This window comes from Leclercia sp. M-A074-M (assembly GCF_965195605.1).
Classification (GTDB): domain Bacteria; phylum Pseudomonadota; class Gammaproteobacteria; order Enterobacterales; family Enterobacteriaceae; genus Enterobacter.
Window position 1 is genome coordinate 15,814 of record NZ_CBDAHM010000005.1, and the last position, 12,937, is coordinate 28,750.

Annotated in this window: 13 protein-coding genes; 4 read left to right on the plus strand and 9 right to left on the minus strand. The window is 56.1% G+C overall.

The window, feature by feature from the left end; all coding sequences use genetic code 11:
- Positions 1-31: 31 nt before the first annotated feature.
- The 9 genes from prmA to ACOKCT_RS11825 all read right to left on the minus strand — a co-directional run bounded on the left by prmA (position 32) and on the right by ACOKCT_RS11825 (position 7,913).
- Positions 32-913: a 50S ribosomal protein L11 methyltransferase gene (gene prmA, locus ACOKCT_RS11785; RefSeq protein ID WP_103177241.1), complete on the minus strand. Its 882-nt coding sequence runs from the start codon at positions 911-913 to the stop codon at positions 32-34.
- Between the two features lie 11 nt (positions 914-924).
- On the minus strand, positions 925-2,376 hold the full coding sequence (gene panF, locus ACOKCT_RS11790) for a sodium/pantothenate symporter (RefSeq protein ID WP_156655289.1): 1,452 nt from the start codon (positions 2,374-2,376) through the stop codon (positions 925-927).
- Positions 2,366-2,611 (minus strand): YhdT family protein, encoded by a 246-nt coding sequence (locus tag ACOKCT_RS11795; RefSeq protein WP_103177239.1) that lies wholly within the window; start codon positions 2,609-2,611, stop codon positions 2,366-2,368. The genes panF and ACOKCT_RS11795 overlap by 11 nt, the downstream gene beginning before the upstream one ends.
- Before the next feature lie 109 nt (positions 2,612-2,720).
- Complete coding sequence (accC, locus tag ACOKCT_RS11800) at positions 2,721-4,070, minus strand: acetyl-CoA carboxylase biotin carboxylase subunit (protein ID WP_103177238.1); 1,350 nt, start codon at positions 4,068-4,070, stop codon at positions 2,721-2,723.
- Positions 4,071-4,080: 10 nt separating this feature from the next.
- Positions 4,081-4,551 (minus strand): acetyl-CoA carboxylase biotin carboxyl carrier protein, encoded by a 471-nt coding sequence (gene accB, locus ACOKCT_RS11805; protein WP_103177237.1) that lies wholly within the window; start codon positions 4,549-4,551, stop codon positions 4,081-4,083.
- Positions 4,552-4,573: 22 nt separating this feature from the next.
- Entirely contained in the window at positions 4,574-5,026 is a 453-nt protein-coding gene (gene aroQ / locus ACOKCT_RS11810) for a type II 3-dehydroquinate dehydratase (RefSeq protein ID WP_159339874.1), read from the minus strand.
- 233 nt (positions 5,027-5,259) lie between these two features.
- Complete coding sequence (gene msrQ / locus ACOKCT_RS11815; protein WP_103177235.1) at positions 5,260-5,859, minus strand: protein-methionine-sulfoxide reductase heme-binding subunit MsrQ; 600 nt, start codon at positions 5,857-5,859, stop codon at positions 5,260-5,262.
- On the minus strand, positions 5,860-6,861 hold the full coding sequence (msrP, locus tag ACOKCT_RS11820; RefSeq protein ID WP_103177234.1) for a protein-methionine-sulfoxide reductase catalytic subunit MsrP: 1,002 nt from the start codon (positions 6,859-6,861) through the stop codon (positions 5,860-5,862). It lies immediately after the preceding gene.
- A 77-nt stretch (positions 6,862-6,938) separates the two neighbouring features.
- Complete coding sequence (locus ACOKCT_RS11825) at positions 6,939-7,913, minus strand: MDR family oxidoreductase (RefSeq protein ID WP_103177233.1); 975 nt, start codon at positions 7,911-7,913, stop codon at positions 6,939-6,941.
- 183 nt (positions 7,914-8,096) lie between these two features.
- Between ACOKCT_RS11825 and csrD the strand changes: the two genes are divergently transcribed.
- From csrD to mreD, 4 genes are all read left to right on the plus strand, one after another.
- Positions 8,097-10,037 (plus strand): RNase E specificity factor CsrD, encoded by a 1,941-nt coding sequence (gene csrD / locus ACOKCT_RS11830; protein ID WP_156655288.1) that lies wholly within the window; start codon positions 8,097-8,099, stop codon positions 10,035-10,037.
- A gap of 280 nt (positions 10,038-10,317) precedes the next feature.
- A complete protein-coding gene (gene mreB / locus ACOKCT_RS11835) occupies positions 10,318-11,361 on the plus strand; it encodes a rod shape-determining protein MreB (RefSeq protein WP_000913396.1) in 1,044 nt (347 codons plus the stop codon).
- A 62-nt stretch (positions 11,362-11,423) separates the two neighbouring features.
- Complete coding sequence (gene mreC / locus ACOKCT_RS11840; RefSeq protein WP_103177231.1) at positions 11,424-12,440, plus strand: rod shape-determining protein MreC; 1,017 nt, start codon at positions 11,424-11,426, stop codon at positions 12,438-12,440.
- On the plus strand, positions 12,440-12,928 hold the full coding sequence (mreD, locus tag ACOKCT_RS11845; RefSeq protein WP_103177230.1) for a rod shape-determining protein MreD: 489 nt from the start codon (positions 12,440-12,442) through the stop codon (positions 12,926-12,928). The genes mreC and mreD overlap by 1 nt, the downstream gene beginning before the upstream one ends.
- The last annotated feature ends 9 nt before the right edge of the window (positions 12,929-12,937 follow it).

The window sequence follows — 12,937 nt, forward strand, 5'->3', positions numbered from 1 at the left end:
AGCGTGGCCAGGGATGACCACGCTGGAGTGATTACTTCTTACAACCTGTTATGCGACACCACTCCTCTTTCTCCACGACCGGATCAAGAGTGAACAGCTCGGCGTAGGCATCGCATACGCTTTCAGCCTGGCTGGCAAGGATACCGGAAAGGCCCAGCAGACCCCCCTCAACGGGCAGCACACTGATTAGCGGCGCCAGTTCCCGTAACGGGCCAGCCAGAATGTTAGCGACCACGACATCGGCTTTCATGGCTTGCGGCTGGTCATCCGGCAGATAGAGCTCAAGGCGATCGGAGACACCGTTGCGTTCAGCGTTGTCGCGACTGGCCTGAATCGCCTGCGGATCGATATCGATCCCAATCGCTTTTGCCGCACCCAGCTTCAGGGCCGCGATGGCGAGGATCCCGGAGCCGCAACCAAAGTCGATCACCGTCTTGCCGTCCAGATCCAGACCATCCAGCCACTGCAGGCACAAAGAGGTGGTCGGGTGGGTACCGGTACCAAATGCCAGGCCCGGATCGAGCATCACATTTACCGCATTTTCATCCGGCACGTCGCGCCAGCTCGGGCAGATCCACAGACGCTTGCCGAACTGCATCGGGTGGAAGTTATCCATCCATTCGCGCTCCCAGTCTTTATCCTCCAGCTGCTCGATCTTATGCGCGAAGCCTGCACCCAGCAGCGGATGATTTTCCAGAATGGCCACAACCTCGGCCATGTCGGTTTCGGCATCAAACAGACCGATGACATCGGTATCGCCCCACAGACGCGTTTCACCCGGCAGCGGTTCAAACACCGGCGTGTCATGCGTGTCCTGGAAGGTGATGGAGACCGCTCCGGCCTCCATCAACGCATCGCTCATCTCTTCGGCATTGGCGCCGGTCGTATTCAGTTTCAGTTGGATCCACGGCATGGCAAAACTCTTTATTTATCAGTAGAAATGACGGCGGTCTGCGGAGCGGGTTGACCGAAACGGTTCCCCACCACAAACGCCAGCAAACTTAGCAGTAACGAAGGCACAATCGGATGGAAGCCCAGATACTGAATTTTAAAGGTGGCGAGCACGGCATAGAGCACGCCGCCGACAATCATTGCGCTCAGCGCACCGGCTGCATTGGCGCGCTCCCAGTAGAGGCCAAGCACCAGCGGCCAGAGGAACACCGCTTCCAGCCCGCCGAACGCCAGCAGGTTGAGCCAGATAATCATCTCCGGCGGTCGCCACGCGGCCAACAGCAGCAACGCGCCCAGAACCAGGGTGATCGCGGCTGACATCCGCTTCAGGCGGCGCTCGTTGTTCATCTGCTCAGGATGAATATTCAGATAGAGATCTTTAATGATCGTAGCGGAACTTTGCAGCAGTTGAGCATTAATTGTCGACATGATCGCCGCCATTGGCGCAGCAAGGAAGATCCCGGCAGCAAACGGCGGCAGCACTTTCACCATCAGGGTAGGGATCACCAGATCCGGCACGGTTAAGTCAGGTATTACCGCCCGGCCCAGCGCACCTGCAAGGTGCATACCGAACATCAGGATCGCCACCACGACAGTGCCGATGACAATCCCACGGTGTACCGCCTTGCTGTCTTTATAAGAGATGCAGCGCACGGCGGTATGGGGTAAACCAATCACCCCGAAGCAGACCAGCACCCAGAAGGAGGTCATAAAGGTTGGCGACAGAATGTCGTCCGCACCCTGCGGCGAAACCAGTTTCGGATCGATGGCTTGCAGTGTCTCCACCGCGTGGCTTAACCCGCCCGCGGCATGCACCACGCCCACCAGCAGCACAAGGGTGCCGACCAGCATCACCATGCCCTGCAGCGTGTCATTGAGCACGCTGGCGCGGAAGCCGCCAAAGGCGGTATAGAGCGCAATACTGACCCCAAAAATCAGCAGGCCCGTTTCATAGGGAATACCGGCTGCGGTTTCAAGGAGACGCGCGCCGCCGATAAACTGCACGGTCATGGCACCCACGAAGGCCACCAGCAGGCTCAGGCTGGCCAGCCAGACCAGCAGGCGGCTCTGGTAGCGGGCAAAGAGCATGTCATTGAGAGTGACGGCGTTATAGCGACGCGCCAGGATAGCGAATTTTTTCCCCAGAATGCCCAGCGAGAGCCAGATGGCGGGCAGTTGGATCATCGCCAGCAATACCCAGCCCAGCCCATATTTATAGGCCGCGCCCGGGCCGCCAATGAAAGAGCTGGCGCTGATATAGGTGGCGGTCAGGGTCATCGCCAGCACAATACCACCCATCGAGCGGCTGCCAAGAAAATACTCGTTCAGGAACGTGCCCGTTGTCCGTTTGCGCATGGCGTAAACAGAGAGGCCAAAAACAATAAAAAGATACGCGACGAGGGGCAGGATCACTTCAAGCTGCATTATCGTCATCCTCCAGCGGAATATCGCGATAGATGAATTTCACCATCGCCCAGCAGAGCAGAATAAACACCAGCGGGATGAGCAGGCAGGCCATCTCAAACCAGTGAGGCAGACCGGTGATCCCGATTGCAGAGCCAGGTAAGTAAGCGGCCACTAACCATGCCGCGAGATAGAGAAGGGTTAACCACAGCGCCCAGCGCGCTTCTTTATGGGCCTGAACAAAACGTTTGTCCATTTTTTGTCCCTTGTGGAAAAAGAAAGCGGGGATTGTACCTTATGGGGCCTGGCGATCCCCAGAAATAAAAAAAGGCCGGATTAACCGACCTTTTTACGCTTATGCAGGCTTATTTTTCATTAAGACCGAGTTTTTTCTCCAGATAGTGGATGTTGGTTCCACCATGCTGGAAGTTCTCGTCGCTCATGATACGCATCTGCAGATCAACGTTAGTTTTGATGCCGTCGATGATCAGCTCCTGCAGGGCGTTCTTCATGCGGGCAATCGCCACATCACGGGATTCGCCGTAGCAGATCAGCTTGCCGATCATTGAGTCATAGTACGGCGGTACGGTGTAACCGGCGTAGATATGAGACTCCCAACGCACACCAAAACCACCCGGCGCGTGGAAACGCGTGATTTTACCCGGGCTTGGCAGGAAGGTGTTTGGGTCTTCGGCGTTAATACGGCATTCCACCGCATGGCCTTTGACAATCACTTCTTCCTGCTTGATGGAGAGCGGCTGGCCCGCAGCGATACGCAGCTGCTCTTTGATCAGGTCAACGCCGGTGATCATTTCGGTAACCGGGTGTTCAACCTGAATACGGGTGTTCATCTCGATGAAGTAGAACTCGCCGTTTTCGAACAGGAACTCGAAAGTACCCGCCCCGCGATAGCCGATATCCACACAGGCTTTGGCGCAACGCTCGCCGATGTAGCGACGCAGCTCCGGCGTGATGCCTGGTGCTGGTGCCTCTTCGACCACTTTCTGGTGACGACGCTGCATGGAGCAGTCGCGTTCTGCCAGATAGATAGCGTTACCCTGACCGTCAGCCAGCACCTGAATTTCGATGTGGCGTGGGTTTTCCAGGTACTTCTCCATGTAGACCATGTCGTTGTTAAACGCGGCTTTCGCTTCCGCTTTGGTCATGGAGATAGACTGGGCCAGTTCGGCATCGCTGCGCACAACGCGCATACCGCGACCGCCGCCGCCGCCGGACGCTTTGATGATAACCGGGTAGCCAATGCGTTTCGCATGGGCGCGGTTAGCATCCATATCGTCGCCCAGTGGGCCGTCGGAACCTGGTACGGTCGGTACGCCCGCTTTCTTCATTGCGGTGATCGCAGACACTTTGTCGCCCATCAGACGAATGGTGTCAGCTTTCGGGCCGATGAAGATAAAGCCAGAGCGTTCAACCTGCTCAGCAAAGTTGGCGTTCTCAGAGAGGAAGCCGTAACCCGGGTGAATAGCCACCGCGCCGGTGATTTCAGCGGCGCTGATGATGGCCGGGATGTTGAGATAGCTTTTGACGGACGGAGCCGGGCCAATACAGACCGTCTCATCCGCCAGTAATACGTGTTTCAGATCGCGGTCCGCGCTTGAGTGCACAGCGACGGTCTTGATGCCCAGCTCTTTACAGGCACGAAGGATTCGCAGGGCAATCTCGCCACGGTTAGCGATAACAATTTTATCCAGCATGTTCGCCTCGTTACTCGATGACGACCAGCGGCTCGTCAAATTCAACCGGCTGACCACTTTCGACCAGAATCGCTTTCACAGTACCTGATTTGTCTGCTTCGATCTGGTTCATCATTTTCATGGCTTCAACGATGCACAGGGTATCGCCCACGTTAACTTTCTGGCCCACTTCGATGAACGCTTTCGCGTCCGGGCTCGGGGTGCGGTAGAAAGTACCAACCATTGGGGAACGTACGATGTGGCCACTGATTTCCGCTGCTGCTGGCGCTTCCATTGCTGGAGCCGCTGTTGGCGCGACAGCGTTAGACAGCGCTGGCTGCTGCATCATTGGTGCAGCATAAGCTTGTTGCATAACCGGGAAGCCTGCGTTTGGCGCTGCACGACTGATGCGTACAGACTCTTCGCCTTCAGAAATTTCCAGTTCGGAGATGCCTGATTCTTCAACCAGCTCGATCAGTTTTTTAATCTTACGAATATCCATGAGTGGGTTCCGTACTCTTTGTTTAGTGTGATTGTGACAGGCGTTTTACCGCTGTCTGTAAAGCGAATGAATAACCGTCAGCCCCCAGTCCACAGATGACGCCAGTGGCGATATCCGACAGGTAGGAGTGGTGGCGGAACGGCTCCCGCGCATGCACGTTGCTGAGGTGGATCTCGATAAACGGGATGCTCACTGCCAGCAGCGCGTCGCGAATAGCAACACTGGTGTGCGTAAACGCGGCCGGATTGATCAGGATATAGTCTGTGGTCTCTTTAGCCTGATGAATTCGGTCGATGAGTGCGTACTCCGCGTTCGACTGAAAATGGTCAAGTTCCACATTCAGCGCCGCTGCTTCGCTACCCAGACGTGTAACAATATCGGTGAGCGTCAGCGTGCCGTACTTCTCGGGTTCACGGGTGCCGAGCATATTCAGGTTCGGTCCGTTTAAAACTAAGATGTGAAACTTGTCAGCCATTGTGCCGCTATCTCCTGCGATTCTCCGGTAAAAAACAAAATATACCTTCGATGCACGATTGTCACCCTCTCAGGCTACGAAAAACCCGTCGGGGAGACCAAAGTGGCACATTATAACGATTTCGTAGCATTTGGCAGCTAAATACTGGTCTTATCAGGGAAGATTATCAACAGCATTCGGATAAATGCCCAGGAAGGTTAAACGATCTGCGGGGATACGCACGTTTTCGTTCACTATCGCCACCACTGGCGAAACTTCTTATAACGCCATGCCAGAAGCCCTAAAGCCAGTAACCCGTAGATGATCGGCTGTGGCGAGAGAATTTTCACTGACCAAAGGTAGTGGATGGGGGCCAGGATCGCGACAAGATAAACGAAATTATGCAGAAGTTGCCAGCGCCTCCCCAGTTTTCGCTGGGCATATTGGGTAGAGGTGAGGGTTAAAGCCAGCAAAATTATCCAGCTGACGATCCCGAGCGTCAGGTATGGACGGGTCACCAGTTCGCTTCCCAGCAGGGCCAGATTGTTGATGCCCAGCTCCAGTAACGCATAGCTGGTGAGGTGTAACGTCGCCCAGGCGAAGCACCATAGCCCCAGAAGGCGACGGGTGCGGATAAGCAGCGGCTGTTTTGCATAGCGCGCCAGCGGTGAAACCAGCAGAGTCGCCAGTAAAAATTTCAGCGCCGTCCGGCCAGTAAAGTGCTGGATATCTTTAGCCGGGTCGGCGCTAAAGCCGCCATGACTGGCGGCCCAGAAGAGCCATATAAAAGGAAGTAACCCTGCAAGATGCAGGGCGACCTTCAGCCAGGTAATCTGTTTTGCCGTCAGACGCACTTAGAAAAACTCCTTCAAATCGAGGCCGCGGTAGAGCGAGGCCACCTGGTCGGCATAGCCGTTAAACAGCAGCGTGGGCTGGCGCTTCACATCCAGCGCGCCGCCTGAGCCTATAAAGCGTTCGGTAGCCTGCGACCAGCGCGGGTGATCGACGTGCGGGTTCACGTTGGCGTAAAAACCGTACTCGTCTGGAGCGGCAAGGTTCCAGGTGGTAGGCGGGCGCTCGCGGGTCAGCTTGATGCTGACAATCGATTTGATCCCCTTGAAGCCATACTTCCACGGTACGGTCAGGCGGATGGGTGCGCCGTTTTGCGGTGGCAGGGCTTTGCCATACACACCTACGGTGAGCAGCGTAAGTGGGTGCATGGCCTCGTCAATGCGCAGCCCTTCCACGTAAGGGTAATCAAGTCCGCCGCCAATAAACCGATCTTTCTGGCCAGGCATGATATCCGGGGCGTAAAGGGTCTGGAAGGCGACATACTTCGCATTGCTGGTGGGCTCTACCAGCGCCAGCAGTTTATGCAGCGGAAAACCTATCCACGGCACCACCATCGACCAGGCTTCAACGCAGCGCATACGGTAAATTCGCTCTTCCAGCGGAAAACGGTTAGTCAGGTCGTCGTAATCAAGGGTCAGCGGTTTTGCCACTTCGCCGTCGATTTTCAGCGTCCAGGGATTGGTCTTCAGGCTGCCGGCGTTGGCGGCAGGATCGGCTTTATCGAGGCCAAACTCATAGAAGTTGTTATAGCCCGTCACTTTCTCTTCAGGCGTCTTCGCAAGCTGGCTTTGCCACTGGGCAGGTTGGGTAAAGGTGAGCGGTTTTCCGGGTGGCGCTTTTGGGCGATCGTTGCCCTTGAACCAGTCCAGCAGGTCGGCCTGGGCGAGAGGCGAAAGGGTCAGCGCACCAGCGCCGATCCCCAGCATCTTCAGGATCTGGCGGCGCTTGAGCATAAAAACGGATTCCGCGGTGATATCGGCTTCCGTCAGGGGTTTCACTTTCATGGCATCCTCCGTCATGCATTTTTCTAAGCATGACGGAGGAGCGGGTTTAAAGCGAATATGTCACGAAAATTTGAAGATTACGCCAGCTTCACCAGCGTACGGCCCTGGATCTGGTTATTGATGATCTTCGCGGCATACTCCGGTGCCTGCTCAAGGCTAATCTGAGTGGCGCTTTGGTCGTAGAAGGCGGCCGGCAGATCGCGAACCAGTCGCTCCCAGGCCTGGGCACGGCGCTCTGGCGGGGTCATCACCGAATCGACACCCTGCAGACGGACGTTGCGTAGAATAAACGGCATCACCGTAGTTGGCAGGGCAAAACCGCCCGCCAGGCCGCACGCCGCGACGCAGCCGCCGTAGTTCATCTGCGCCAGCACTTTCGCCAGCACTTTGTCGCCCACGGTATCAATGGCACCGGCCCAGATCTGTTTCTCCAGCGGGCGGGTCTCAGCGAACTCGTCGCGGCCCAGAATGCGGCTCGCGCCCAGGGAACGCAGATAGTTATGGGTGCTTTCACGGCCAGAGACCGCCGCGACCTGATAGCCCAGCTTATGCAGCAGGGCAACCGCCGTGCTACCGACGCCACCGCTGGCGCCCGTCACCACCACTTCACCCGATTCAGGACGTACTCCGGCCTCTTCCAGCGCCATTACGCAGAGCATGGCGGTAAAGCCGGCGGTACCGATGATCATCGCTTTCCGGCCATCCAGCCCTTTTGGCATGGGTACCAGCCAGTCGCCGTTGACGCGCGCCTGCGCCGCCAGCCCGCCCCAGTGGTTTTCCCCCACGCCCCAGCCGGTCAGCAGCACCTGCTGGCCGGCATGAAAACGTGGGTCTTCGCTGGCATGTACGCGTCCCGCAAAATCGATACCTGGAACCATTGGGAAATTGCGGATAATTTTTCCGGTGCCCGTAATGGCCAGGGCGTCTTTATAGTTAAGGCTGGACCAGTCGATATCTACAGTCACGGCGCCTTCAGGCAGGCGGCTCTCTTCGATAGATTGTACTGACGCAAGAGTTTTGCCTTCCTGCTGTTCTAAGATCAAAGCCTGCATACGATTCCTTACTCAGCATGATGATTGGAAAAAAATTTTTGGAGACTATACTCGCTCAATGACATGCAATGCCGATTTAACGCAATAAATTGCCAGATACACCTGATTTGGTAGTATGCCAGTGCCGTATTGCGAGTTAGTACTTACTTGCTATCCTCACCAACTCACGGAGTAATCTCAAGGATGCGATTATCGACGAAGTTCTCCGCTTTTATCTCCTTGCTTACCGGGTTGACCATATTCGTCACCTTTATCGGCTGCTCGCTCAGTTTTTATAATGCGATCCAGGGAAAACTGGCGAACCGCGTCCACTCCGTGGCGTCAGTGATTGATTCCCGCCTTGTCAGCACACCCTTTCCAGAACTTTCCCGTCAACTGGATGAGCTGATGGCCCCGGTGGATATCATGCGGGTGGAGATTAAGCAGGGCGGCAACCTCCTTTTAAGCCACACCGGGCATACGCATTACCGGCAGGTGGGTTCACCTCCGCAGATGCTCCAGCTCACCGTCCCCTCCCTGAAAAACCCCGGTATGACGATAAGCCTGGTCTATCTGGACCCAATGACCAGTTATTTTCGTTCATTGATGACCACCGCACCGCTCACGGTGGCGGTGATTTTCATCGTGGTGCTGATCTTCCTGGCGGTGCGCTGGCTGCGGCGTCAGCTCGCCGGACAGGAGCTACTGGAGTCGCGTTCTACGCGGATCCTTAACGGTGAACGCGGCGCGCAGGTGCGCGGCTCGGTCTATGAGTGGCCCTCACGCACCAGCAGCGCGTTGGACGTTTTGCTGTCCGAAATTCAGTTCGCCAGCGACCAGCGCAGCCGGATAGATACCCTGATCCGATCCTATGCCGCCCAGGACAATAAAACCGGCCTCAATAACCGCCTGTTCTTTGATAATCAGCTGGGCACTTTGCTGGAAGATCAGGAGAACGTGGGCACACATGGGGTGGTGATGATTATCCGTCTGCCGGACTTCGATCTGCTGAAAGATAACTGGGGGCGGGCAGTGGCGGAGGAGCAGCAGTTTACGCTCATTAATATGCTCTCCACCTTTATCATGCGTTACCCCGGCGCACTGCTGGCACGCTATCACCGCAGTGATTACGCCGTATTGTTGCCGCACCGCACGCTGAAGGAGTCTGAAAGCATTGCCGGGCTGCTGTTGAAATCGGTGGATGCGCTCCCACCCAGCAAAATGCTCGATCGTGATGACATGGTGCATATCGGCATCTGCGCCTGGCGCGGCGGCCAGTCTACCGAGCAGGTGATGGAACATGCCGAGGCTGCCACCCGTAATGCGGTGTTGCAAGGGGCGAACGGCTGGGCGGTTTATGATGACTCCCTGCCCGAAAAAGGACGCGGCAACGTGCGCTGGCGAACCTTAATCGAGCAGATGCTGACCCGAGGCGGACCGCGGATTTACCAAAAACCGGCGGTGCTGACCAGCGGCAAGGTCCATCATCGGGAACTGCTCTGTCGAATCTTCGACGGCAACGAAGAGGTGGTATCGGCCGAGTATCTGCCGATGATCCTGCAGTTTGGCCTGTCTGAAGAGTACGACCGCCAGCAGATATCGCGCTTGATGCCATTTTTATCCTACTGGCCCGAAGAGAACCTGGCGCTGCAGGTGACGGTGGAGTCGTTGATCCGCCCGCGTTTCCAGCGCTGGCTGCGGGATCTGCTGATGCAATGTGAAAAATCGCAGCGGAAACGGATTATTTTTGAACTTGCAGAGGCGGATGTTTGTCAACACATCAGTCGGTTACAGCCGGTTGTTCGGCTGATTAACGCGTTGGGCGCGCGCGTCGCGGTGACGCAGGCGGGTTTAACGCTGGTCAGCACCAGCTGGATCAAGGCGCTGGAGGTTGAGCTCCTGAAGCTGCATCCGGGGCTGGTAAGAAATATTGAAAAGCGCACGGAAAACCAGCTGCTGGTACAGAGCCTGGTGGAAGCGTGCAAAGGAACGCAAACGCGTGTATTTGCTACGGGTGTGCGGTCGCGAACGGAATGGCAGACATTGACAGAGCGCGGCGTGACAGGGGGTCAGGGCGATTTTTTTGCGGCCTCTCAGCCTCTTGACAGCAATGTGAAAAAATATTCGCAAAGATACTCTGTTTAACCTGCCGTTTGGTGAGTTTTCACGTAGAATATCGCGCCTGTAGCGTGATGTATGACGAGCAAAATGACAGTGAACGACCTTTAACGGGTTACAAATGTACGTGAGGAACGCTGCTGTTTTCTCAGCCCTGAGGGAGTCAGGCGACGATTTGTAACAAAGGAAACGTGCTGCACTAATTTTCACCGTAGCAGGCGATTTTTGCGCCTTGTCGCTGCTGCGTGTGGTTGGTAAAGTAAGCGGATTTTGTTTTCCGCCCCAGCTTTCAGGATTATCCCTTAGTATGTTGAAAAAATTTCGTGGCATGTTTTCCAATGACCTGTCCATTGACCTGGGTACCGCGAATACCCTCATTTATGTAAAAGGACAAGGCATCGTACTGAATGAGCCTTCAGTTGTGGCCATTCGTCAGGATCGTGCTGGTTCACCGAAAAGCGTAGCGGCTGTAGGCCATGACGCTAAGCAGATGCTTGGCCGTACGCCGGGTAATATCGCTGCCATTCGTCCGATGAAAGACGGCGTTATCGCTGACTTCTTCGTGACCGAGAAAATGCTTCAGCACTTTATCAAGCAAGTGCACAGCAACAGCTTTATGCGTCCGAGCCCACGTGTTCTGGTGTGCGTGCCGGTTGGCGCTACCCAGGTTGAACGTCGTGCTATTCGTGAATCCGCTCAGGGCGCTGGTGCGCGTGAAGTTTTCCTGATTGAAGAGCCAATGGCGGCGGCAATCGGCGCGGGTCTGCCGGTTTCCGAAGCAACCGGTTCCATGGTGGTGGATATCGGTGGCGGTACCACTGAAGTGGCCGTTATCTCCCTGAATGGTGTGGTTTACTCCTCCTCGGTACGTATCGGTGGCGACCGCTTTGACGAAGCCATCATTAACTACGTTCGCCGTAACTACGGCTCTCTGATCGGTGAAGCCACCGCAGAGCGTATCAAGCACGAAATCGGTTCTGCTTATCCGGGTGATGAAGTTCGCGAGATCGAAGTTCGCGGCCGTAACCTGGCAGAAGGGGTTCCGCGTGGCTTTACCCTGAATTCCAATGAGATCCTCGAAGCGCTGCAGGAGCCGTTAACCGGTATCGTCAGCGCCGTCATGGTTGCCCTCGAGCAGTGCCCGCCGGAACTGGCTTCCGATATCTCCGAGCGCGGTATGGTTCTGACCGGTGGTGGTGCGCTGCTGCGTAACCTCGACCGCCTGTTGATGGAAGAGACAGGAATTCCTGTCGTAGTTGCAGAAGATCCACTGACTTGCGTAGCCCGTGGCGGCGGCAAGGCGCTGGAGATGATCGACATGCACGGCGGCGACTTGTTCAGCGAAGAGTAGTCAGGTGTGAAAGGGTAGCGGATGGCTACCCTTTCTCTCTGACGCGAGAGTACGCATAGCCTATGAAGCCAATTTTTAGCCGTGGCCCGTCGCTACAGTTTCGCCTCATCCTTGGGGTGTTGGTAGCGCTTGGTGTCATTATTGCCGATAGCCGCCTCGGTACGTTCAGCCAGATCAGAACGTACATGGATACCGCCGTCAGTCCTTTCTATTTTGTATCAAATGGTCCCCGTGAATTACTCGACAGCGTTTCGCAAACTCTGTCCTCACGCGATCAACTCGAACTTGAAAACCGCGCGTTACGTCAGGAACTGCTGCTGAAAAACAGCGAACTGCTGATGCTGGGCCAGTACAAGCAGGAGAATGCCCGTCTGCGCGAGCTGCTGGGCTCCCCGCTGCGTCAGGATGAGCAGAAGATGGTGACCCAGGTGATCTCCACCGTTAACGATCCGTACAGCGATCAGGTGGTCATCGACAAAGGCAGCGTTAATGGCGTCTACGAAGGTCAGCCTGTTATCAGCGATAAAGGCGTCGTCGGTCAGGTGGTAGCCGTTGCTAAGCTCACCAGCCGCGTATTGCTGATTTGCGATGCGACCCATGCGCTGCCGATCCAGGTTCTGCGTAACGACATCCGCGTGATCGCCGCCGGTAACGGTTGTACGGACGATCTACAGCTGGAACATCTGCCGGCGAATACCGATATTCGCGTGGGTGACGTACTGGTGACCTCCGGTCTCGGCGGGCGTTTCCCGGAAGGGTACCCGGTTGGGGTGGTCTCCTCCGTGAAGCTGGATACTCAGCGCGCGTATACGGTGATTCAGGCACGTCCTACCGCGGGCTTACAGCGTCTGCGCTATCTGCTGCTGTTGTGGGGCGCCGATCGTAACGGTAGCAATCCCATGACGCCGGAAGAGGTGCACCGCGTGGCGAATGAACGTCTGATGCAGATGATGCCGCAGGTTCTGCCTGCGCCAAACTCCATGGGGCCGCCTGCGCCAGTTCCTGCGCCAGCGACAGGGCTGACCCAGCCACCGCCTGATGCGCCGCCGCCACCGCAACTCTCTCCGGGAGGGCAATAGTGGCAAGCTACCGTAGCCAGGGACGCTGGGTTATCTGGCTCTCGTTTTTGATCGCGCTGTTGCTGCAAGTCATGCCCTGGCCGGACGACATTCTCGTTTTCCGGCCAAACTGGGTGCTGCTGATTTTGCTCTACTGGATCCTCGCTCTGCCGCACCGCGTAAATGTGGGCACAGGTTTTGTGATGGGTGCCATACTGGATCTGATCAGTGGCTCGACGCTTGGCGTACGCGCGCTGTCCATGAGTATCATCGCATACCTGGTCGCACTGAAATATCAGCTCTTTCGTAATCTGGCGCTCTGGCAACAGGCGCTGGTGGTGATGTTGTTATCCATGGCCGCGGATATCATTGTTTTCTGGGCAGAGTTTTTAGTGATCAACGTCTCTTTCCGTCCGGAAGTGTTCTGGAGTAGTGTAGTAAACGGTGTGCTCTGGCCATGGCTGTTCCTGTTGATGCGTAAGGTCCGCCAGCAATTTGCCGTGCAATAAAAGGTTTCT

Bases quoted from the DNA above. Each gene is read 5' to 3' on its own strand.
- prmA (WP_103177241.1), bottom strand. From the start codon at position 913: ATGCCGTGGATCCAACTGAAACTGAATACGACCGGCGCCAATGCCGAA.
- panF (WP_156655289.1), bottom strand. From the start codon at position 2,376: ATGCAGCTTGAAGTGATCCTGCCCCTCGTCGCGTATCTTTTTATTGTT.
- ACOKCT_RS11795 (WP_103177239.1), bottom strand. From the start codon at position 2,611: ATGGACAAACGTTTTGTTCAGGCCCATAAAGAAGCGCGCTGGGCGCTG.
- accC (WP_103177238.1), bottom strand. From the start codon at position 4,070: ATGCTGGATAAAATTGTTATCGCTAACCGTGGCGAGATTGCCCTGCGA.
- accB (WP_103177237.1), bottom strand. From the start codon at position 4,551: ATGGATATTCGTAAGATTAAAAAACTGATCGAGCTGGTTGAAGAATCA.
- aroQ (WP_159339874.1), bottom strand. From the start codon at position 5,026: ATGGCTGACAAGTTTCACATCTTAGTTTTAAACGGACCGAACCTGAAT.
- msrP (WP_103177234.1), bottom strand. From the start codon at position 6,861: ATGAAAGTGAAACCCCTGACGGAAGCCGATATCACCGCGGAATCCGTT.
- ACOKCT_RS11825 (WP_103177233.1), bottom strand. From the start codon at position 7,913: ATGCAGGCTTTGATCTTAGAACAGCAGGAAGGCAAAACTCTTGCGTCA.
- csrD (WP_156655288.1), top strand. From the start codon at position 8,097: ATGCGATTATCGACGAAGTTCTCCGCTTTTATCTCCTTGCTTACCGGG.
- mreB (WP_000913396.1), top strand. From the start codon at position 10,318: ATGTTGAAAAAATTTCGTGGCATGTTTTCCAATGACCTGTCCATTGAC.
- mreC (WP_103177231.1), top strand. From the start codon at position 11,424: ATGAAGCCAATTTTTAGCCGTGGCCCGTCGCTACAGTTTCGCCTCATC.